This window comes from Flavobacterium panacagri (assembly GCF_030378165.1).
GTDB classification, from domain to species: Bacteria; Bacteroidota; Bacteroidia; order Flavobacteriales; family Flavobacteriaceae; genus Flavobacterium; species Flavobacterium panacagri.
On record NZ_CP119766.1, the window covers coordinates 5067688 to 5091294 of the forward strand.

14 protein-coding genes are annotated in these 23607 nt (G+C 33.5%); 10 read left to right on the forward strand and 4 right to left on the reverse strand.

Going from position 1 to position 23607, the window contains the following annotated elements; genetic code table 11:
- Positions 1–227 precede the first annotated feature (227 nt).
- From P2W65_RS21615 to P2W65_RS21640, 6 genes are all read left to right on the forward strand, one after another.
- The gene (locus P2W65_RS21615) at positions 228–539 is read left to right on the forward strand and encodes a winged helix-turn-helix transcriptional regulator (protein WP_289661104.1); all 312 of its coding nucleotides are present in this window, start codon (positions 228–230) and stop codon (positions 537–539) included.
- A 73-nt stretch (positions 540–612) separates the two neighbouring features.
- The gene (locus tag P2W65_RS21620) at positions 613–1020 is read left to right on the forward strand and encodes an OB-fold protein (RefSeq protein WP_289661107.1); all 408 of its coding nucleotides are present in this window, start codon (positions 613–615) and stop codon (positions 1018–1020) included.
- A 7-nt stretch (positions 1021–1027) separates the two neighbouring features.
- A complete protein-coding gene (locus P2W65_RS21625) occupies positions 1028–1870 on the forward strand; it encodes a DUF5777 family beta-barrel protein (RefSeq protein WP_289661109.1) in 843 nt (280 codons plus the stop codon).
- 22 nt (positions 1871–1892) lie between these two features.
- Complete coding sequence (locus P2W65_RS21630) at positions 1893–2285, forward strand: cytochrome c (RefSeq protein ID WP_289661111.1); 393 nt, start codon at positions 1893–1895, stop codon at positions 2283–2285.
- Between the two features lie 6 nt (positions 2286–2291).
- Positions 2292–2846 carry a YceI family protein gene (locus P2W65_RS21635; protein WP_289661113.1) on the forward strand — a complete coding sequence of 185 codons (555 nt, stop codon included), beginning with the start codon at positions 2292–2294 and terminating at the stop codon, positions 2844–2846.
- A gap of 167 nt (positions 2847–3013) precedes the next feature.
- A complete protein-coding gene (locus P2W65_RS21640; RefSeq protein WP_289661115.1) occupies positions 3014–3418 on the forward strand; it encodes a hypothetical protein in 405 nt (134 codons plus the stop codon).
- 48 nt (positions 3419–3466) lie between these two features.
- Here the strand turns inward: P2W65_RS21640 and P2W65_RS21645 are convergent, their stop codons facing one another.
- On the reverse strand, positions 3467–5188 hold the full coding sequence (locus tag P2W65_RS21645) for a tetratricopeptide repeat protein (RefSeq protein ID WP_289661117.1): 1722 nt from the start codon (positions 5186–5188) through the stop codon (positions 3467–3469).
- Between the two features lie 452 nt (positions 5189–5640).
- Here P2W65_RS21645 and P2W65_RS21650 point away from each other — a divergent pair, with 452 nt between their 5' ends.
- The 4 genes from P2W65_RS21650 (at position 5641) to P2W65_RS21665 (ending at position 16477) form a co-directional block, all read left to right on the forward strand.
- Positions 5641–6525, forward strand: coding sequence for a tail fiber protein (locus tag P2W65_RS21650; protein ID WP_289661120.1), 885 nt, complete (start codon positions 5641–5643; stop codon positions 6523–6525).
- Positions 6526–6535: 10 nt separating this feature from the next.
- Positions 6536–15121, forward strand: a complete 8586-nt coding sequence (locus P2W65_RS21655; protein ID WP_289661122.1) for a T9SS type A sorting domain-containing protein — start codon at positions 6536–6538, stop codon at positions 15119–15121.
- Positions 15122–15188: 67 nt separating this feature from the next.
- Positions 15189–16094 carry an SGBP N-terminal domain-containing protein gene (locus P2W65_RS21660; RefSeq protein WP_289661124.1) on the forward strand — a complete coding sequence of 302 codons (906 nt, stop codon included), beginning with the start codon at positions 15189–15191 and terminating at the stop codon, positions 16092–16094.
- 2 nt (positions 16095–16096) lie between these two features.
- Positions 16097–16477, forward strand: a complete 381-nt coding sequence (locus tag P2W65_RS21665; protein WP_289661126.1) for a hypothetical protein — start codon at positions 16097–16099, stop codon at positions 16475–16477.
- A 287-nt stretch (positions 16478–16764) separates the two neighbouring features.
- On the opposite strand, the gene P2W65_RS21670 is transcribed toward P2W65_RS21665, so the two are convergent.
- From P2W65_RS21670 to P2W65_RS21680, 3 genes are all read right to left on the reverse strand, one after another.
- Positions 16765–18330, reverse strand: coding sequence for a SusD/RagB family nutrient-binding outer membrane lipoprotein (locus tag P2W65_RS21670; protein ID WP_289661129.1), 1566 nt, complete (start codon positions 18328–18330; stop codon positions 16765–16767).
- Positions 18331–18354: 24 nt separating this feature from the next.
- Positions 18355–21684, reverse strand: a complete 3330-nt coding sequence (locus P2W65_RS21675; protein ID WP_289661131.1) for a SusC/RagA family TonB-linked outer membrane protein — start codon at positions 21682–21684, stop codon at positions 18355–18357.
- A gap of 263 nt (positions 21685–21947) precedes the next feature.
- Positions 21948–22958 (reverse strand): LacI family DNA-binding transcriptional regulator, encoded by a 1011-nt coding sequence (locus P2W65_RS21680; protein WP_289661133.1) that lies wholly within the window; start codon positions 22956–22958, stop codon positions 21948–21950.
- Positions 22959–23607: the final 649 nt, after the last annotated feature.

The following is a 23607-nucleotide window of genomic DNA, read 5'->3' on the forward strand; positions in this document are numbered from 1 at the left end:
TCTACTATTATTTCTTCAAGAGTTTAAAAGGCTCTTATTCTTCTCTTTACATTTTTTTTTAAGAAAATCTCAATTCTTTGGTAGGGTAATTTGTATTAAGGCTGTTTCACTATAGAATCACATTTTGATTTTAGACAGTTTTAAGCATGACAGAACAGGAAATCCTAACAAATAACAAAAGAAAAAAAAGATTTGCATCGAAATACAAATCTGAAATAGTTCCTATCATGGACGCTCTTTATATCATAAACGGAAAATGGAGAATTCCCATTGTATTGGCACTCATGGAAGGAAATAAACGGTTTTCTGAACTTCAAAAAGAAGTAAACAAAATCACTTCGAAAGTTTTGGCCAATGAGCTGAGAGAAATGGAACTAAACGGATTTGTCATAAAAAAAGAAAACGAGCAAAGCCGTTCCAAGACCGAATATGAATTAACAAATTACAGCACTTCACTTGAGCCTATAATAAAATCATTACGGGATTTTGGTACGCAGCACAGACAGAAAATAAGAAATGATGCCAGTACCGCAGACTGAAAAACATTTTTTAATTCATAAACCAATTTAATTTTTATCCAAAACAAAAAATTACTCAAAACTAAAACAGAATATGAAAAGAAAAAAAATTGCCGTACTAATTGCAATCCTACTGATATTAGTTTCAGCAGGAATCTATTTCTATTACGGTTTTCTATTTAAAGAAGCCCGCAATATAGAATCAGAAATACCCGAATATACTATTTCAGCATCTCAATTACTTACAGATTACAATACCGATCCTAAAAAAGCAGATTCCCTATACCTCAACAAAACCATTGAAATAACAGGCAAAGCAACCAAAGAAACCGATTCTGTGATTACACTCGAAAATGCGGTTTTCTGTCTTTTCAAAGAAAAAGTAACACCAAAACAAATCCATAATAAAATCACGATTAAAGGTAAATGCATTGGATATGACGAACTATTTATGGAAGTCAAACTGGATCAGTGCACATTAATAAACAAACAAAACAAATAAATCAATTATGAAGAAATTTTTAGTTCCATTCTGCCTGTTTTTAGTGACAATGGCATATTCTCAGGATGATTTGCTTAAGAGTCTTGATTCTACTCAAACAGAAGAAAGTTATTCTACAGCTACTTTTAAGGCTTTACAGCTGGTAACCTTGCAAACCACGAAAATGCCTGCAAAAAAAGAATTCTATTTTGTAGTCTCACACCGTTTTGGAACAGTTAAAGATGGTTTTGACAGTTTTTTCGGGCTTGATAATGCAACAACCAAACTTGGCGGTATTTATGGCGTAACAGACTGGTTATCTGTCAGCCTTTCCAGACATACATTAAACAAAATGTACGAAACTGGATTAAAGTACCGTGTGGCAAGACAGAATGATAATTTTCCTTTGGACATTGTTGGGTATAGTGTTGCTGACATAAACACTTTTCTTGAAAAAGAACAATACCCGGGCTTAGAATTTAAACACCGTATGGCCTATGTACAGCAGGTTTTAATATCTAGAAAAGTGAGTGAAAAATTATCGTTCGAATTAGTACCATCTTTTATTCACAAAAATCTTTATAACCCAGACATAGAAAGAGATAATCAGTTTTCTTTTGGCGGTGGAGGACGCTACAAAATAACGAAAAGATTATCAGTGAATTTAGAGTACATGCACAATTTCGACAAGCCTGATTTCTACAAAAATCCGCTGTCTGTAGGTTTGGATGTCGAAACCGGCGGACACGTATTCCAATTAATCTTTACCAATTCACAGTCTATGAGCGAGAGCGGATACCTTACTAATGCAGCAGGAGACTGGGGCAAAGGAGATTTCTTCTTTGGATTTAACCTATACAGAGTTTTTTAATAACGACAAACACATAAAAATCATGAAAAAAACAATCGTATTGACAATTTTAGTGGCCGTATTTGCAAGCTGTAGTGATTCTGACACGTTTCAGGATATCGAAGGAACAACACCTACTACACCAACAAATCCGACGAATCCCACAACTCCAACAACTTCTGTTACCTATACTAAAGATGTAAAATCTATTATTGATGCCAACTGTATCAGCTGTCATGCCAGCGGAAGATCTGCTTCTTTCAGACCGCTTACTACTTTCGCTCAGGTAAAAGCTGCTGTTGAAAATGCTGGTTTATTAAGCCGAATCCAGCTTCAAACCGGCCAGCAGGGAATAATGCCACAAGCAGGCAGAATGGCTCAAGCCAACATCGATCTAATTGTAAAATGGAATACTGACGGACTAAAAGAAAATTAATTAATCATGAAAAAGTCATTTATTCATTTATTTATTTTATTGCTGCTTATTGCTGTTAATACAAATGCATTCGCACAAAAGCTGCTTACTAAAACAGGAACTATAAAATTCCAAGCTTCAATGCCTTCTTACGAGGAAGTTGCTGCCGAAAACAAATCAGTATCTGCAGTATTGGATCAGGCTACCGGAGATTTTGCTAGTTTGGTTCTTATAAAAGGTTTCCGATTTAAAGTGGCGCTCATGGAAGAACACTTTAATGAAAATTACATGGAGTCTGAAAAATTCTCTAAAGCTGTTTTTAAAGGCAGAATAGAAGATTTTGATACTTCAAAAATTACAAGTATTCCCAAAAATTTTACATTAAAAGGAGATTTAACCATTCACGGAAAAACAAATCCTGTGGCTGTGACTATAAAAATTTCTAAAGCTCCAAATGGAGTGAATGCTGTTGGCGCATTTGAAGCAAAACCAGAAGACTTTGATATTGAAATCCCAAATCTTGTCAGAAAGAAAATCGCCGACAAAATAAAAGTTAATTACAATTTTTTATTACTTAAGTAATCTTCTCCTGAAAATGGGGGTTTTCAGATCATAAAATCTTTAACAGATAGTATCATCTGGATAAATATCCTTTTGATTTGGAAGATTATTAAACATGACTAATGTTCTGGAGGCCGTTACAATTACTTAGTGCGGCCTCTTTTTTTTCAACCTTAATTCAAATTAAAATGGTTTTTAGAAATTACGTTGTTACAGGAGAAGATGTCAATGATTTTATGGTTATGGAAGATAGTGCCTACATTTCCTATACACTTCGATTATTGCATCATTTCTTATTCTCCAATGGATTTTCAAAACAAAAACTCAATTCGATGAATTTAGATTTAGAGGGAGGAAATCACGAATTAATCTGCTATAAAAAACTAATGTTTACAGAACCTTTTTTAGTTGAATTGAAGCATTGTTATGTAAAAGATAAAATCTATCTAAAAAGCTGTTTTTTCAATTCTAAAAATGAGTGCTGCACGGAAGTAACAAAAGAAGTAAAATGGCTGAACCAAACCAACAGGGAAATAATTAAGACTCCTAAATACATTCTTAACCATTTATCCAAAAATATCGTTCAAATTTAACGACCGTAAAAAACATTCAGAATCTCGAATCTACAATAAGCTGTTTAATTATTTATAATCTATGATTTCAAATAAGAGATCATACTTTTCTCCTAATTTTTTCTTCAACCGCTGCTTGCTTTTTTTGACCGCATCTACTGTTACGCCTAATAAATTAGACATTTCATAATAATTAAGATTTAACTTTTGGAGCATTATTATTCTAAGATTCGATTCTTTTAATTCTGGAAAATTTTCCATTATAGCATTATAAAAATCATTATGCTGCTTGATGAATTCTCGTTTAAAAGCGCTCCAATTCTCATCTGTCATTAAATGAGAACCAAGCATTTCCTGAAGTTTACTTCTATCTTCTTCTAAATATTTTGTAGCAGAACTTTTAATTTCTTCCAGTTCACCCTCTAAAATTGATATTTGCTTATCTTTACTTTGAAGATTTTCAGCGTAGTAGTCTATGTCAGAACTTGCATCCTTGAGTTTTTCCTCAAAAATTAAACGATCATTTTCATATTCTTCAACTTTTAGTCTTTTATAGTTCAGCCGTTGCGTTAAAAAACCATAGGCAAGTGCACTGGACAGTATCGTTGAAATTAAGATTAAAAGACTGATGTTTCTGATTCTTTCCCCTTTTTCTAATTCCAATAGGATTTTTTTAGTTTCATTTTCATACTTATTTTTCTGAATAAGCCAGTTGGATCTTCTCAATACGGTATTGCCATTTGTTTTTAACAAATACTCATCGAGTTGTTTGAGCTGTCTTCTTAAGATTAATTCCTTTTGAAAATTTTCTCCATTTAATAGTAAAAGCTTTAATTCTATTACTTCTTTTAATGAACTCCTGTAGTAAGGTTTAGTGCCTGCAATTTCTCCAGCTCTTTCCAGAATTTTTTGAGCTTCGCTTTTATGGTTTAATTTAAGTAGAATTTTCGCTAATAATATAGAAGCATACATCTCATTTTTTTCAATTTTAAACTTTTGAGAATATGCTATATCCTGTTTTAAAAGATTTACGGCAGTATTGGCATCCTCTTTTTTATCATACACAAGTGCTTTGTCACCTAATACTTTTGCATATCTTACACTATCCCCTATTTTTAATGCCATAGCTTCAGATTTATTATAGTAATGCATTGCATTTGTAAAGTCTTTATTTTTGAAATAACAGTTTCCAATTGCATTTAAAACACTTGCAGATTCTGAAGAAGATTCTTTCATGTACTGCATTGATTTTTTTAAAAAATTTACAGCAGAGTTATCTTCTACGGTAAGCATTATCCATCCAAAAAACTTAAAGGTTTCTGCTGGTAAAATCATTTCTGAAGGATCAATCTGATTACTTTCTTCCATGGTTTTGAGAACGATTGGAATAAGTTTATCAATCTGACAATAAAAATATAAGTACTTCGAATAATTTAGCTGCGTCCAGATAATCAGACTTAAATCTTTGCTTTTTTTTGCCTCCTGCATAGATTTCAAAAAATAATACTCACTTTTTTCATTTGTTTTATCAAAAAAAGCAGCATAACCATTTGCCAATAATGCAGGATATAAAACATTGATTTTTTTATTGGATGATTCTTTTAAAAAAGCCAGTCTTTTTTTTAGTAATAAAGTATCTTTTGGGGGATTATTTTCTTTGACTAGTATAGATTCAATTTCTGTTATCAAATCTTTTGATGAAGAAAATAGTTTTTGAGATTGTAATTTTGTACAAAAAACAAAGGTATATAACACAAAAAAGAAGCTAATTTTTTTTGTACAGAAGATCATTTTTGGAAAGGGGCTTATTGAGCGCTAAATTAAAAAATATAGATTTTATTCTAATAAAAATTTTACCCCAAAATTTAATTTAACAATTGTTCAATCTGCTTAAATATTTAAGTGTATTTCAAAATGTCTCAAACACAATTATTATTTACCAAGTTTTCTAAATCTTTAAGAAAACATCTTAGGAAAGTTTAAACAAAAGATATCTTTTACAAATTTCATCTTATTTACTAAATGATTATTTAGAATAATGATTCTATTTTTTCATTCCATAACGTTTTTTACAAAAAACAATTAACTAAAAAAGCATAAACATTTAAAAATAAATGAGTTAAATTTTATCAACTAAAAAATTGTCCTCGTTTTGTCCCTACCTATTATTTAAGCATTTTTAATTTTTAAAATAAATTCGCCTCTTTACCCACCTAAAAATTTTAATCTTTTAAATGATACCTATGAAAACAAAATTACTCTTAATGTTATGTCTTTTTTGTGCATCAATTTCTAATTATGCCCAAAGTTCAGCTTCTCAATCTGGGATAGCGGTACAGGGAATTGCGAGAGATGCAAACAATACTGCTCTAACAAAACAGACCCTTAATTTAACTTACACGTTGTATTACCGAGATGCTTCAAATATTGAACAAACCATTTATAAAGTTACTAGAAATGTAGAAACCGATGCATTTGGTGTCTTTTCTGATATAATAGATCCAGCAGCTGTAAATAACAGTTTATTTGCTAATAATGTTGCTTATCTTAAAATTGAAAAAGGTACAGAGGAGATTTCTAATGAAAAACTGAACCACGTTCCTTATGCTATTTCGGCCAATAATGGCGTTCCAACAGGCTCAATTATGCCTTTTATAGGCACTGTTGCTCCTGAGGGATGGGCACTTTGCAACGGAGCAGCACTACCAACAACAGCTAAAGCTTTGATCGCATTGCTTGGTAGTAATAACGCACCAAACCTTCAGGGTATGTTTTTAAGAGGTACTGGAACAAGCCCCGTAAACAATCAGGCTGGACCGGCTTTGAAAGCAACACAAAATGAAGAATTAAAAAGCCATTTACATGGAAAAGGTACTTTAGTTACCGAAACAGCTGGTAATCATAACCATGCAAGCGGTAATTATGATAAGCTTTTAAGTATTACTGGAAATAATACCGTTAATTCAGTAGATGGAGATTCTGCTATGGTGCAACCCGATCTTGCTAATGTAGCAAAAATGTCGGATGCTGGTAACCATACCCATACAATTTCTGGAGAAACAGCTTCTACAGGTGGCAACGAGACTCGTCCTGTTAACTACGGAGTAAACTATATCATCAAATTATAAAGCTGTAATTATGAAGAAAGTAATTGCAGTTCTCGGAATGTTTGTTCTGGGAGCGGGACTTTATGCTCAAAACACCGCAGGAGCTAAAATAATGCCCGTTTCGCAGACAATTAATTTCCCCAAGAATAGTGGTGCAAACACAAAAATCCAGATACAGGTTGGTCTTCCGTTTTTAGGACTAAACAAGACTGGCCCGCGAAAAACAACCCCAATGGATATTCGTTTTCCATGGAGTACGCTGTATTTGTACAATACCTTCGCAGAAGAATCTTTTAATATCTCCAAAGGTTTTTATGGCGATAAAGTTTTAATCAGCTGGGATTTAAGAGCTAATGCAAATCTGGTAAAAAGTATCAAAATTTACAGAAGGGTTTATACAGAAGCAGAAAATTTACCTTACAATTTAGTTGTAAGTCTTTCTCCAACAGCAACTACGTATGAAGATAAATATGTAGAAGGAGGAGTTTTGTATGAATATATGGTAGAAGCTCAAGGAGTCGCCCCTACTCCTATACTTTACAGCACTTATATTACCGGTATTGGATACAGAAATCCTACAGCGGTTGTAACGGGTAACATTAGCTACAAAGGAGGAAACCCTGTTAAAGATGTAGTAGTAACCGCCACTCCAAATGGCAGTGGTACTGCTAAAGGTAGTGGTTTGAATGTTCCTGCATCTGGTTTTGTAGACATAAGTGGCTTAAGTACAACAATTTCAAATGCTGCAACTTTTGAAGCTTGGGTAAAACCAAACGGAGCTTATACAAGTGATTCAGATAAAGCAATTCAGTTGTTTAATCTTTCAAGTTCTACAAACAGCACGGCTAATCTTTATGTTAGTGTAAAATTGAATCCAACTGCTAAATCACTAGATGTAAATATTGGTGATAATACATACACATTAAAGAACTATTTTCCTTCAGGTAATTTGAACTCAAGAGGAAATGATCTGCTTGTTCCTGTTTCGGAATTTAATAAATCATTCGTCCACTTTTCTGTTGTAATCAACGATAATCAGGTTCCTGTATTATACGTTAACGGAAGACAGATTACACAAGCTTACGTAACAGAAGCTGACAGCAAATTGAAAGGTGTCGATGTTTCTTATACGGCTCCATATTTCAGTGCTGTAATTCCAACTGGTACAGTAAAACTTTCTGGTGTGACTTGGGATAATGCTAAAGTGGGTGGAGGAAAATCAAGTTATATTGATGAAATCAGAATTTGGAAAGCCGCATTGGAATCTTCTGTGATTAGAACAGATTATTCAAGATTTATAAGCGGAAACGATTCCCGACTGGTAACTTACCTAAGAGCCAATGAAAAAGTAGGAAGATTTGCTTATGATTTGTCCCGAAACGGTTTTAATTATAATGAAAATCACGGTAAACTTTGGGATGCCAATACAGCAGCAGACAATAAAGTATTGTGGGCAGCAGAGGCAGATAATTATCCAACTACATCTCAATTAGGAGTGCTAGGGGTAACTGATGCTAAAGGAAATTACCAAATCAGTGCCATTCAGTATTCTGGTACAGGAGAATCTTACAATATTACTCCAATGTACGGCCAGCATAAATTTGAACCAAACCAGCAATTGGTTTATTTAGGTTTAGGTTCTGAGGTAGTTAATAAAATTGATTTTGTCGATCAGTCTTCGTTTAGTTTTAAAGGTGTTGTCGCATTTGATACAAGAGGAGTTTTCCCATCTTATGTTTCTGTAGACCGTAAAACACAACAAAACGAAAATGATGCCTGGATTGCTGGTGGAGCTAATATTCTTGATGAAGGTTACAATTACTATGAAATCAACGGCGAAAAATTCCCTAAAGCAAAATATTGGAAAAATGATGCAGGAACTCCAGCAGATAAATCAGACGATTATTTAGATCGTTATGCTTCAATCTACACCGTTGGAGCAAATGTTTATATTGATGGAAATATTGTTCTGGATGCCAATAACATTCCTGTAGTTACAGATGACAACGGTTATTTTGATATCAGTGTTCCTATTGGAAAACACTATATCACGATCAAAAAAGACGGACACCAGTTTGTTTATAATGGACGTTTTCCAGCTGCTACAACCGAATTTAAAGAGTTTTTCGAAGATGCTAATGAACCCGTTTATTTTGTAGACAATACTAAAGTTACTGTTGTTGGTAAAGTTGTCGGAGGTGTTGTTGAAGCCGAAAAACCAATTGGTTTTGGAGGTCAAGGCGTGGTAACCAAAACGATTGTCGATTCTGGAATTACAAAAAATCTGGAAGTCAGTGCTAAAAACAACATTGGTAAAGCCGATTTTACTTTAGGATATGCACCAATTGGAGCTAATGTTACCAATTATACCAAGTATAATTATACGACGAATGCCGCTTCAGGAGAATATAGAATTACGGTAATGCCTTTAAAGTATAACTTGGAAGCAAGTGATTTGGCAATTAAAAGCAATTCTGCTATTTCGTTGTTAAAAGCGGGTACTACAGAAACATTTGATTTTTCTGCAATTCCGGTTACTAAAACTCCTGAATTTAAGTATAAAGAAAACAATGTAGATAAAACGTTATCAGGAACGCCTTATCATTACGAGAAAAGTTTTACGTACAGATCAACTCCTGTTTTACAGGTAACGGAACAGACTTCTGATAAAACGATCGATGTTGCAGGAACAAAAGTATCTACAGAAAACTTTGCTAAACCAATTTATACGCAGTTTATGGCGTACAAAATTGTAATGAATCGTTTCGAACGTTATACCAACAATGATTCTGGAACAGCTGTAGAAGTAAAAGTTCCCGTAACAGATGGTGAATTGGTCAAAACAAATAATCTTGCGTTACAAGATTCTGAAACAATTACGACTGATGGAAGTACTTTGACATACGCTTTTAAAGCAGGCGTACCTTCAATTACACCTCCATTTGAGATTAAAAACAGTTTAAAATACCGATTAAATGAAGTAGATTATCCTGTTGAGAACTTTAATGATACCGGAATCATTTTAGGAGGTGCATCAGATGGCAGCCAAACTTTTGTTACGGAGGCTCCAGATGTTCCTGCCATCATTTTAAGAGACCCGCCTGGTTCAAATAGTTTTGCGACTATAGAAAAAGGAGAAAGTATTTCTTTTACCTCTGAAGCATCTTTGGCACATCAGGAAGGATTTACACAAAACGTTAGTGTTCATTCAGGATTGCATTTTGAAGTTAGCGGCGGTATAGTTCCGACACCAGTAGTAGAGGCAACAGCAACAAATAATGTAGATGTTGGAGTTGGACTTAACAATACTTCTAATGATGGTAAAAGCGTCACAAGTACTTTTACTTTCAGCAAGGCAATATCAACTAGTGATGCAACAGATTATGTAGGTTCAGATGGTGATTTATACATCGGAAACTCGAAAAATATGTTTTATGGTACTTTTGATAATATTGAAGCATCTAAAAAAATACCTGTAAAAACGGTAAACGGAGTTACCGTAGAATTGGGAGCTAATGAATATATAAACTTAGGAACTGCTAATGATCCTATTTATGTAAGCAAGCAAAAAGCATTGATTTTAAATGATCAAAACAGTCCTACCTTTTTCGTATACTCGCAAAAACATATTTTGAGTACATTAATTCCAGAATATGAGCAATTTATTACTGCAAATCTAAATGGTCCAAATCCTGGTTCAGAAGAAAATAAAAGGAAAAGGGATCAGTATATTGAAAAAATTAGGTTGTGGAGAAAGATAATACTGGAAAACGAAAAGAGTAAATATATTGCAAAAAACTCACCTGAGACATACAAAGCAGGTTTAGCCGGAGTTGTAACCAAGTTTAAAAATGAAATAAGCAGCGTTTATGATAAGGTAAATGATCCAGTTGCTAAACAAAAACTCACAAATCAACTTAATCAATCCAATACAATTAAAAATTTATTGGAATCTAATTTCTTAAAAAATGTTTCATTTGATGCTGGTTTGGGTTCTTATACACAAAGTGTAGAAACAAGTATTGTAGCAGCAGAGCCTACATCTTATAATCTTGTGATAGATGAATCTGTAGCTGCAGAGCTTGGATTTCTTTTTAATAAAGTAGGAGTGGTTAGTAAGACAAACTCTTTCTTTCAACAGGATATTAATTCTACATTATCAGAAGAAAAAGCAACAACTACAAACATAAGTTACACGATTAAAGATAATGATAAAGCCAACTTTTTAAGTGTTAACGTAATCGATGCATTCGATGGTAATGGTCCAATTTTTATTAATCAAGGAGGAAGAACTTCTTGTCCGTATGAAGATGCCGAATTAACCCATTTTTACAACAAAAGTGAGTACAGCGATACTGCAACTGTAATTAATGAACTGCCAGAAGATAAACGTGAAAAACTAAGTTTTGCTACTCAAAAAGTAGAAGTTCCTGTGCTTGCCGTAACAGACAATGATATTACGAATGTAGTAGAAACTAAAAATGCTGAATTTGAATTAAAACTTCAAAATAACAGCGTATCGGGTTCTGATGCTGATTTCTTGTTAGTCGTAGACAATACCACTAATCCAAATAATGCTTTAATCAACATTGAACCAAATGGTACAATTGTTCACGTGCCTTACGGAAAAGAAGTTATCTATAAACTGACTTTAGGTAAATCTATTTCAGATATTTATGAGTACAAGGATATCAAAGTAAGATTGCAGTCATTATGTGATGGCTCAGATGTGAGTTCAGAAGTATTGATTTCGGCAAGTTTCGTTCCGTCATGTTCAAGCGTAACGGTTAGCGCTCCATTGAACAACTGGGTGTATAACAGAGAAAAGGCTTTTAATACAGATGGAACAACTAAACCGTTAGTAATAAACTTGAATGGCTATAACACCAAGTTTAAAAGTTTCAAGAAAATTGATTTGGAGTATAAGTTAGCAACAAGTCCGAATTGGATTCGTCTGCATACTTATTATGGAACTACTGAGTTTTATGATGAAGCAGTAAAAAATAATGAAACTCAGATTTCATCAATTGGTGCAGCAACAAGTCTGTCTTATAATTTTGATATTGCTGCTTTAAAATTAGCAAATGGAAACTATCAAATTAGAGCTAGAAGTACTTGCAGTAATAATACAGAATTCATTGCTGAAGTTATTACAGGATTGGTTGATTTGAGTGCGCCTCAGTTATTTGGTACACCGCTTCCAACAAACGGAATTTTAAGTGCTGGCGATGATTTAAAAGTAAGCTTTAATGAGAATATCTTTTACAACCCTGCAGTTAGTACGATCGAAATAAAAGGACAGACTAATCAGTTAAAAATTGATCATAATGTAAGTCTGCGTTTTGATGGAAGCAACAATACTGCAGTAATCAATAGTCCTCAAATTAGTTCAGGAAATTTAAGTCTTGAATTCTGGATGAATAATGAAACCAAAACAGCTGCTTCTGTCATTTCGCAAAATGGCGGATTAAATATCGGACTAAGCAACGGAAATATTTCGTTCACATTAGGAGATGTTACTGTTGAAGGCGGATTGAAAAACGACAACCTATTCCATCATTATGCTTTTACGTACAACAGTACCAACGGTGATTATAGAATTTTTGAAGATGATGTAGAAATTGGTGCAAAAGGCGGTAAAGCCAACACTCCATTTGCTAATAACAATGCTTTGGTAGTTGGAGGAAACACTTTTGCTGGAAATATTCATGATCTTCGTTTATGGAATAAAACATTGAGCAGAGAAGATTCTTACGCAAAAATGTATTCTAAAATGATGGGGAATGAAGCGAATCTGGTTGGTTATTGGCCAATGAATGAAGGAAGAGATGCTTTAGCCAAAGATTTAGCTAGATTTAAACATGCAACCGTAAATACTTCTTGGGATATCAAACCAAAAGGAACTTCATACGACTTTAACAACGGACAGTATTTGGTTATGGACAATGTGAATTTTGTTCAGGTAACTAAAGAAATGGACGCTACGATGGAGTTTTGGATTAAAACAGCTACTTCGCAGGAAGCTACTATTTTCTCCAACGGAAAAGGTAACGGTTCAGATGTAATTCAAAGTAACGGATTATCAAATAAATGGTCTGTTGATATGAATAATTCCGGTAATCTTTTATTAAATAGTGAAGGAAAATCGTATGTTTTAACTACAAAAGGTCTTTCTGATAATGCATGGCACCATGTAACGCTATTATTTAACAGAACCGGATCGTTAAGAACTTATGTTGATACACAATTAGTATCTTCAAACCCAATGACATCAATTGGAGGTTTCTCTGGAAATAAAATCTGGCTTGGAGCTAGAGGAGCAAAAGATCTTGCTGGAAAAGAAACTGTTGATCGTACTTTTACAGGTAAAATTGATGAATTCCGTTTGTGGAATACACTTCGTAATGTGGAACAAATAAACAGAGACAGTTACAATGAAGTGGATGTGGAAAGCATTGGTTTATTATTATACTCAAGAATGAATGTTCCAGATCCAGTTACTCAAAATGGGCCGAGATATTATCATGCAGATACCAATCAGACTGTAGTGGTAAATAATGCACTTTTAAGCAGTGGAACCGTAAATTATTCTAACGATGCTCCGGCAGTAAAACCAGAAAGAGAGCTTGTTAAATTTGTTACTACTAATGTTATTAAAGATGGCGAGATGATTATTGCGCCAGTTATTACAGATTGGGCATCATTAGAAGGACAAATCTTAGACATTACGGTTCACCGAATGTTTGACAGTGCCAATAATATGCAGGAATCTCCTGTTACTTGGACAGCTTATGTGAATCGTAATGAAGTGAGCTGGTTTGCTGAAGGATACAACGAAATTGTTGATCTTACCAAAAACAGCGGTGAAACCAAAACTTTTGAAATTACCTTGGTAAACAAAGGCGGTAAACAACAGCCTTATGCAATCAGCAATGTACCAAGCTGGTTAAGTTTAAGCAAGACATCTGGGTCTCTTGATCCGAATAGCAAAACGACTATTAAAGCAACAGTTGAGCAGGATTTTGCTATTGGCGAGTATCTTGAGAATTTATACTTGCAGACAGATTTTGGTTATGACCAAAAATTACAAGTAAAATTAAGAGTATTAGCTCCAGAACCGAATTGGACTGTAGATCCAACCCGTTTTGATTACAGTATGAATATCATCGGAAAAGTAAAAGTAGACGGCGTACTGTCCGCGGATTCTTATGATAAAATTGCTGCTTTTTATAATGAAGAAACAAGAGGTGCTGCAAAGCTGGTATACAATGATGCTTACAAGGAATATTTTGTCTTTTTAACGATTTACAGCAATACAAATTCTGGCGAAAACCTGAAATTTAAAATCTGGGATGCTTCACAAGGTAAAATTTTAGAAGCTTCTGTAGAGTCTAATCCTTCTATTAATTTTATGAATAATGAAGTGTTAGGAACTTTAAGCAAGCCTTATATTTTTGCTAACTCAGGTTTAATAGAACAGGAAATTAAACTGAACAAAGGTTGGACGTGGATTTCTTTAAACACCAATGACACTAATTTTTCAGATTTAAATACATTGACGAAGGATTTAAAACTAGAAACTTCTAACCGTATTTTGAGTCATTCTCCTGCCCTATTGGAAACTTATTTTAAAGATAATTCGAATCCGGCAAACAGTGGCTGGTCTGGAACTATCAGTGCAAACGGAGGACTTTCTTCTTCTAAAATGTATAAAATTAATGTAACAGAAGAACAGACATTAAAAATTAAAGGAAAAAGCGTAGATGTCGCAACGTGGAGTTTCCCAATTAAAGAAGACTGGAACTGGCTTGCTTATCCTTTAGGCTCAAATCAAACAACAAATGAAGCTCTAGCTTATTTTCAAGCTGCTGATGGAGATGTAATTAAATCTCAGAATTTATTTGCGATATACGATCCTATTGTTGGATGGAATGGAACTTTAAAATACCTAGAAGCTGGTAAAGGTTACATGATCAAATCAAGTAAAGGCCAAACTTTTAAGTATCCTGATAATTTAGAAAAAAGCAGAAACGTAACAGGAAAATCTGCTGCAAATAATGAGCAGGAAGAAATAGCATCAGAGTTCAAAAAGTATTCACAAAACATGAATGCTGTTGTTTTACTCCCAAAAGGATTTGACGAATTATTTGTATACGATTCTAAAGGAGTTCTAAAAGGAAAAACAAGAAACCAGATGATCGATGGAAAAGAGCTAAGTTTCATAACCATTTTTGGAGATGATACAGAAGTACTATCCTTTACACTTGGAGATGGATTCAGTAAAAAGGAAACTTCTAAATCATTTACTTTTAAAGGAAATGAAGTATTAGGAACCATAGCTGCTCCAGTTATTTTAGAAGAAGTTTCAAAAAATGAAAATAGAATTTATCCAAATCCATTTGGAACAATGCTGAATCTGGAACTTAATGCTTCTAAAAAACAAGAAGTAAATATTCTCCTTTATTCTGTAAACGGCCAGTTGGTATTCAGCCAAAAGGCGGTAATCGAAAACGGTAACAATGTGATTTCAATTTCTCCATACATCCCTCAAGGTGTTTACATTGTAGAGGTTTCAGTAGATGGAAAACTGGTAAGAACTAAAGTTATTAAAAATTAATAAGCACTAATTGAGCTCCTAAAACAGCTTTCAAAAGTCTGTTTTAGGAGTTTATAATCAATTAAAAATGAGAAATTATATCCATATAGCATTATTGTTTTTTATTATAAGCAATACTGCATTTGGCCAATCGCCAGACTGGTCAGTAAATGAAAATAAATTTCAATATACCATGTCTTTTGAAGGCTTTCTAAATGTTGATGGAAAAACATTGACAAGTCCAAACGATAAATTGGCGGCTTTTGTTAACGGAGAATGCCGTGGAATTGCGAGCCCGATTTATGTACAAACCGAAAAAAAATACATGGTTTATTTAACTGTTTTTTCTAATACAGACAATGAAGTAGTCAATTTCAAGATCTACGATGCCACAAACAATGCTGTTAAAAATGTAGAAAAGACAAAAGTATTTGAAAATAACAAACACTATGGCAATTTGTTCCAGTCTTACAGTTTTGCAAGTCCTGCTTTGAAAAGCGAAGCAGAAATTATCGATTTTGGTTTTAAAGATTTGAACGCAGCTAAAACTATCCAAGGGTCACAAATAACTCTATATGCGAGTAAAGGAACAAATCTGGCTGCATTAAATGCATTATTTGAATTAAGTCCTGGAGCCAAATTATTTATAGGAACATCCAATAAAATTTCAGGATCAAATAGTATTGATTTTACTAATCCAGTACAATTTCAAATCCTTTCAGAAGATCAGTCGGTAGTCAAACAATGGACCGTTACCGTTAAATTAGGAAGTGCCGTTTTTTATAAAAAAGATGCCGTATGTTATGCTGGAGGTGTTATCAAAGTGCTATATGATGAAAATGAAGTCAAAGCTGATTTAGCAAAAAATGGTGTGAAAATTACCAGCCAAAATATTCAAAATGGCCAGACTATTTTCAATAATTTGGAAGCTGGAAAATATACTGTAAGCATAGGCAGTACAACTAAAGAAATAGTAATAAATCAAAAACAATAATCATGAAAATTAAACAATTTTATATTTTAGCATTAGTGATGTTTCTGTTTTTGGCTTGTTCGGAACATGAAGAAACAGCTATTTATCCTCAAAATATTTCTTTTGTACATGCTGATGGTTCAATAATCGCAGCAAATGAATGTATTGATCCAAATGCAAAATATGCAATACAAATTCAAACAAACTTTGTAGATTTAAAAAGGCCTTTTAGGGTAGATTATTCTGTAAATGGAGTTATGTTTAGCATGACTTTTACAGATAAAGCGACTATGATAAATCCAATTACTTTGTCTAATGGGAATAATGTTGCACAAATAATCGGTACAGATCATAAAGCGACCCTAAAATATATCGATCAAGGCGATTTTGAGTTGGTTGAATAGCTCAATTACAACTATTTTTTCCTTTTTGTAACACAATAAAAAAGGGGCAGTTCAAAAGAATCGCCCCTTTTTTTGTTTCATCATTTTAGGCAAGATACCTTTTTACCGTAAAAAGCTGAGTCGTTTTAAAATATTTTGTTTTATGGAACTGATAATAGTGTAAAAACATCTATTTCTAAATTTAAATCCAGCAATCAAAAAAGACTTAACTCTCTGTCTCCCAAAAACAGAAAAACCTTGATTGAAAAGACAATCAAGGTTTAAAGGACGTTAGTAACTCTAAAATACTATTTTACATCCCAGAAAATTTTGGTACTCAAATTATCATTTGCTTTAACAGCATTATAATTATCTGCATTATAAACACTTTCTGAATTTGGATATGTCCAGCGTGTTGGTGGTGTTTTTCTAATGGTACTAGTTTCATCTTCTTGAAAAATAAGCACCGGTAGTTTCAATCTTCTCTGTTCAGCCCAAGCTTCATCTGCCTGCATTATATTATAGTGAATATATTTTTGGAATGCAATTAACTGTAATCGATCTGCGGCAGTTGTTGCTCCATCAAAATTTATATTTGTTATGTAAGCATTAATTTGTGCTGCCGTTGGTTCTGTGGTAGGTTTCCAAGTTAAAACATCAGCTTTATCACCCAATCTTACATAGTATTCAACTGATTGTCTGATTGCTTTTTCAAAATATGTTTTTGCTGTAACACCATTACCATTTCTTGAGTAATATTCGGCTAAAATCAAATTCACTTCTGCAGCATTTATCAATGTTCCCGGCAGCCATTTGTTTCTGCTGATTACAGATCTGTTGTAAACTGCTATTTTACCATCTACTAACAATTGTTGCTGCACTCCAGAAGTCAACGTTGGGTCAAGTCCTTCAAAAACTGTAGCTGTTTCTCCTTTTTCGAATAACCAAGCTTCACGAGGATCGCTGTTTGCATTCATATGATCGATCATAGGTTTTGGAGCCACATTATTGTACGCACCTTCCAAAGCATCAATAAAACCAGAAGTATCTAAATCAATATCTTGAGTGTAAACTCTAAATGCAATGTTTTCTGCATTTTCATCTACAATTTTAGCTTCTGCAATAATTTCTGCAATTTCCGAATTTGCTCTGCTTGCTAAAGAAGGAACCGCAGAAACTCTGTTTAGAATTCTTAAACGCAAAGAGTTACAGTAATTTTTCCAGCTTGTTAAATCTCCTTTATTAATTAAATCCTGGTTTTTAAATTCCAAGTCCACTTTAGTAGACAAAGTAATAGAACTCAATTCGGCAGAAAAAGCTTTTAAATCATCCAATATCTTAACATAAAGCTCTGTTTGGTTATCATACTTGGGTGCTGCACTTGCGTAATTTCCTCCTGTAGTACCTATTTTACCCGCTTCTGAGAAAGGAATATCTCCAAAGTTGTCAACCATTTTTGCAGTATGATCATACAAATATATGGTCGAAGTTATGGTATAAATTCTGTTTTCTGTCTGTTCAGCCGTAGACAAAGAAGCCATCACTTTTTCTAATTCTCTATATTGTGTAATAAACTTATAATATCTTCCCCAACGATCATTAACAGCTGCTCCAGGAATGTAACGTCCTGTTGAGTTAACAAAACCATGCGCCTGAGTATAGGTTAATGATGTTGATCTAAGAACAGTATAATAATTCCAGTAGGAAGGAATTACGTCCTCAAAATTAATTTTCATGAATCCGGCAAACTGTTTGGGTACAGTCGTCGTCGTTACTTTAGACGGATCTCTATAGGCATCTTCAAATTTATCCTGCGAACAAGAGCCAAAGAAAACGGTAGCTGCTGCTAATGATATATATAATATTTTTTTCATGTCGTTATTATTTTAATTATACAATTAGAAAGATGCTCTTATCATTGCTCCAAAACTTCTTGTAGATGGAGTTAAACCTGCATTATTTACGTTTTGAGACCATCTTGATCCTGATGTAGTTGCTTCAGCATCCATGTCTTTAATTGTTCTGTAGAAATACAATAAGTTACGTCCAAAAACAGAAAAAGTTAATTTAGAAGCCCCTATTTTATCTGCCCATAATTTTGGCATGCTATAAGCCAATGAAACTTCTCTTAATTTAACGTAGTTGTTCTTTTGAATATACAAATCATATCGAGAGCTGCTGTATTGAGGTCCTCCCCAATTGTAAGTCATATTATAATAACCTGCCTGAGAAATTACGTTTGTATTGACAGAACCATCAGCCAATACACCTTCCATCAACATACCATCACGGTAAAGTGTCTGTCCACTAGGACCACTAGTTGCGCTGTTATCAACCTGTACTCCTTTTGCTCCATCCATATAATAGGTTAAACCTCCACGCTCATTTGTACTATATTTCAAACTTTCTTCTGTTAACCCTCTTGAAGTCATCCAGTTTACACCAGTTGGCATCAAATAGCCACCATAAGAATAATCTACATTGACATCTAGTGTCACATTTTTATAAGTAAAAGAGTTTAATAAACCACCTACACCTTTAGGAGTTACTGTACCGTATTTCTCCCATTTATCACCATCAATCATGTAATATCCATCAGAATCTACCATTTTATTGCCGCTTGCATCAGTTTTAACTGGGTGTGCATAAATTCCTCCCATTGACTCACCTACCACTGATTTCAGCTGCGCTGCAGAACCATCATAATCAGCGTGTAATAATTCACTAGCACCGTTTGCTAATTTTACAATTTTATTGATGTTTTTAGCCCAGTTTAAAGTAACATCCCATGAAAAATTTTGCGTTCTAAAAGGAGAACCTGTCAAAGCAACTTCAAATCCTTTATTGCTTAATTCCCCAACATTCGCTAAAATAGAAGTCGCTCCTGTTGTTGGTGCTAATGTTAAATTAAGAATCTGATCTTTGATTGTGGCATTGTAGTAAGAGAAATCCAACCCTAATCTTCTGTCAAAGAATTTAGTTTCAAAACCTAATTCGTATTCTGTTTTCATTTCTGGCTTAATTCCTTCATTTCCATATTCTGCCGGAGATGTGGTAATCAATACAGGAGTTGTAGTTCCTTGATTTCCTAATGAAGTCTGGCTAAAAGCAATATTAGCAGCATAACGATCTGGATAATTACCTACAATACCCCATGAACCACGCATTTTTGCATAGCTGATAAACTCTGGCAATTCAAAAGCTTCAGATAAAACAAAACTTGAATTAACAGAAGGATAAGTAAAGGCATTGTTATTTGGATTCATAGTCGAAGTTCTGTCTCTTCTAATAGTTCCTTCAACAAATAAATAGTTTCTAAAGCTTCCGCTCAACGTTCCGAAAACAGCATCTTTTATTACTTCATATTTTGAAGAAGTACTTGTTGGTACATTTATAGAAGAGTTCATGTCGTACCATCCTTCAACACTTAAACCTCCATTAGTTGAACGTCCTAATAATTTCCCTGTTTCTTGTGAACCTGAATAACCAAGGACAGCAGTTAAATTAAAATCATCAGTAAGCTGTTTATTATAAGTTAATAATAAGTCTCCGTAAAGAATATTGTAATCTTGAGAATCGAGCAAATATGAACCTGAACGATCTCCTCCAAATTGATAAATTAAAGGTACTTCTACCGGATTTTTTGATTCTATATTTACCGAAGTTAAATCTGTAGAAACACGCCCTCGTAATGACAAATCTTTCATAATTGTCAATGTTTCGGTAATACTGGCAATCATACGGTTTGTAATTTCATCTTGCTGTTTGGCATTTATATTCCAGAAATAATCACCAATATCTGCTTTGAAACCATTACGGATAATGTTTTCATCAGGTGTTAAACTTTGATTTGTTCCTGTAACATATTTATATCCTAAACTTGTTTTGTATTTTGCCTTGTACCAATCTCCATTGTCAAAAGGGCTTAGCATACCTGTAAAGTTGTTTACCAAACGATCCATCGCAAAAGTACGATTGTGGACATCTTGATTCATATAACTTACAATAACATCTGTCTTTAAGCTTCTTCCTGTTTTGAACGAGGCGTTTAGGTTAAATGTATTTTTTTTGTTTTTATTCCCCATGCTTAAACCTTCAGATTCTGTATGGGTATATGAAAAACGAATATTACTGTTGTCTCCACTGCTAGAAATTGCAAAATTTGTAGTGGCATCCCATGCATTTTGAAACAGGTTTTTATATCCATTTTTCTGAGCCGAATATGGACGAACTACTCCATCCCATGACATAATTGGCTGTCCGTCAAACCATGGGCCAAAGTTATTAGTACTTGCAGAAACACCTCTCGTATCGGCAATACCATCACCATTGGTATCATAATGAGCAAAACCGTCTGGTGCTAAATATCCTGTTGAATAGTTTGCATTAGTCCATCCTGGTCCTCTTTCGTACTGAAATCTTGGCAAATAGGCAATCTCATTATTAGAGTAGCTGGTGCTGAAATCAAAACCTAAACCTTTTTTTCCTTTACCAGATTTAGAGGTAATCAATACAACTCCATTTACAGCCTCTGAACCATATAATGCTGCTGCAGAAGCTCCCTTAAGAATAGAGATGTTCTCAATATCTTCAGGATTGATATCTGCCAGACCATTATTCTTAACACGCTGCTGGTTCCAGTAATCATTATTATTTACTTCACCATCACGAATAGGCACACCATCCAGAACTATCAATGGCTGATTTTTACCTGTGATTGAGTTTAATCCACGTATCTGAATATTGATTGCTCCCGCTCCTCCAGGGGTAGAAGTTATTCGAACACCTGGCGCCTTACCATATAATGAATTGGCAATAGTTGGCGAAGCTGTTTTGGTAATAGCATCAGCTTTAATCGTGCTGGTAGCATAACCAATTGATTTGTTTTTCTTAGATTGTCCTAAAGCCGTAACAGTAAGACCTTCAAGTTCATTGGTCTCTCCAGCCAATTTAACTTTCATTCCGTCAACAGCTTTTAATTCAACTGTTTTATATCCTAAAGAGCTGATGATAATAGTAGCACCTTCTTTTACTGAAATTTGAAATCTTCCATCGAAATCTGTACCTACTTCCTGTTTCGTTCCTTTTTCCTTAATGGTTGCAGAAGGAACAGGAAGATTTGTGTTATCTATAATTATTCCCGATATTGTCTTGTTTTGAGCATGTGTCTCTTGAAAGCACAGTACTGCTAGAAAAACTAACAATACTTCATATAACAGTTTTTTCATGTTAATTTGGTTTAATTTGAATTGGTTTGTTTGGTTATTAATTTTTAGAAACTCTTCTGTTCTTCAGAAGAATAAAGCAGCATTTTCAAATTACTTCTACTCCCTAGAAATTGTAATTATTATTTTGCGGTTTCTGTAATTCTTTATTTTTTTTCCATAAGCAACTGTTTTTATTGGTGATTAATAATTTAAAAATTGGCGTATAAAAGTCTGCTAAATCGATTTAGTAAATCGATTTAGTAATTGCATTAAAAAAAAATTATTTAAACGGATTCTCTGATAATAAGGTTTCCCTTTTTCTTTTCCTTGACTGTCACAAAATCTTTTCTGCTGACCATCTGTTCCATTAATAATCCAACAGCCATTTTTCCAATCTCTTCGATTGGCTGTGCTAAAACAGTTATTGGAGGTGAATGAAGCCTAAAACTATCGTGATCATCAAAACTGATTACTGCTTTATCCATCGGAATTTTAAGCCCTAGATTCCTAAAAGACTGCAGTCCAGCAAGCAGCAAATAATTTGCTCCAAAAAGAACCGCATCGATTTCAGGTTTATGCATTAAAAATTTACTGATTGTCTCAATACGTTTAGCTTCACTTAAATGATAATCCATATCAAGAATTCTAGATTCATCATATAAACCAGCTATCTGCAATGTTTTACTATATCCCTGCTTTCTTAAACTCATTTGAATTAACTGCGAATAATTGGTCACAAAAGCAATTTTAGTAAATCCTTTCTCCAAGAGATACTCTACAGCTGTTTGCGCTCCTTCTTCGTTATCAAGAACAACATGACACACTTCTTGGTCTTCAAAATAGCTATCCGCCAGAACAACAGGACATTTTAGTTTAATTAAATACTCTATTACTTCCCTCATTTTTTCGGTAGGAGTTACAATAAATCCATCTACATTAGCCTGTAGTAAACTTTGGACAAGATCCTCTGCACGTTTATCATCTCCTTCGGTACTGCAATAAAAAACTCTGTAATTTAGCTCAGCAGCTTGTTTTTCTATTATTCTTGCTAAATCTGAAAAAAAAGGATTTGAAATATCTTCAACAATCAAACCTATAGATCTTGTTTTGCCAGTACGCAGGCTACTAGCGATCATGTTAGGCTTAAATTTCATTTCTTCACTGACTTTAAAAACTTTTTCTATTACTTCTCCGCTGATCCCTTTGCTCTCTCCCTTTTTATTAAGAACAAACGAAACGGTCGTAACAGATACATCTGCGGCTTTGGCGATATCTTTTATCGTAATCCTTTTCACAAATTGTTAATTTTATATTAAATTTCAGTGAATCATGTTAAACAAATATATATATTAAATCGATTTACAAAACCTCTTTAGAATATTTTTTCATAGAAAAAAGCTTTGTTTTTAACTTTATAATTCAACATTTCTCTCTTAAAGCTCATTAATACTGACATTAATTCATTTTACTAAGAGGAAAAATTTTCATAAAAAAAGCATAAATTAACATTTTTTTGTTTTAAAAAAATTTTACTAAATCCCTTTGTTTTCCATGGATTACAGCATATATTTTTTGCATTAAACAGACTTAAAATGTTGTTCAAAGTTTAAAAAATGTTATTCGTCTAAATTTCATTCGAAAAAAGATCAAAAGTTGTTCGTTAGTAATATTGAACTGTTTTTGAAACCAATTTTCAACTTTTTGACAAAAAAACGTCTGACTTTTCGAAATTTTAAAAAAAAAACTGAAGTTGTCAATGTAATTGTTGGAATAAAAAACAAAGAAAAATCTTATAGAAACGCTTTTATTTTAAACATGTTATGAAATAATAAAAATGCTCAAAAAGTGAAAAATAGAACTGTTTAATACTTAGACAAAACTTAATTAAAAAAAAATCCTCCATTGAAAAAATTTTCTTATAAAAACAAGTATAAATACCTGACT

Bases quoted from the DNA above. Each gene is read 5' to 3' on its own strand.
- P2W65_RS21635 (WP_289661113.1), top strand. From the start codon at position 2,292: ATGAAAAAGTCATTTATTCATTTATTTATTTTATTGCTGCTTATTGCT.
- P2W65_RS21675 (WP_289661131.1), bottom strand. From the start codon at position 21,684: ATGAAAAAACTGTTATATGAAGTATTGTTAGTTTTTCTAGCAGTACTG.
- P2W65_RS21630 (WP_289661111.1), top strand. From the start codon at position 1,893: ATGAAAAAAACAATCGTATTGACAATTTTAGTGGCCGTATTTGCAAGC.
- P2W65_RS21655 (WP_289661122.1), top strand. From the start codon at position 6,536: ATGAAGAAAGTAATTGCAGTTCTCGGAATGTTTGTTCTGGGAGCGGGA.
- P2W65_RS21615 (WP_289661104.1), top strand. From the start codon at position 228: ATGGACGCTCTTTATATCATAAACGGAAAATGGAGAATTCCCATTGTA.
- P2W65_RS21620 (WP_289661107.1), top strand. From the start codon at position 613: ATGAAAAGAAAAAAAATTGCCGTACTAATTGCAATCCTACTGATATTA.
- P2W65_RS21640 (WP_289661115.1), top strand. From the start codon at position 3,014: ATGGTTTTTAGAAATTACGTTGTTACAGGAGAAGATGTCAATGATTTT.
- P2W65_RS21645 (WP_289661117.1), bottom strand. From the start codon at position 5,188: ATGATCTTCTGTACAAAAAAAATTAGCTTCTTTTTTGTGTTATATACC.
- P2W65_RS21650 (WP_289661120.1), top strand. From the start codon at position 5,641: ATGAAAACAAAATTACTCTTAATGTTATGTCTTTTTTGTGCATCAATT.
- P2W65_RS21670 (WP_289661129.1), bottom strand. From the start codon at position 18,330: ATGAAAAAAATATTATATATATCATTAGCAGCAGCTACCGTTTTCTTT.
- P2W65_RS21625 (WP_289661109.1), top strand. From the start codon at position 1,028: ATGAAGAAATTTTTAGTTCCATTCTGCCTGTTTTTAGTGACAATGGCA.
- P2W65_RS21660 (WP_289661124.1), top strand. From the start codon at position 15,189: ATGAGAAATTATATCCATATAGCATTATTGTTTTTTATTATAAGCAAT.
- P2W65_RS21665 (WP_289661126.1), top strand. From the start codon at position 16,097: ATGAAAATTAAACAATTTTATATTTTAGCATTAGTGATGTTTCTGTTT.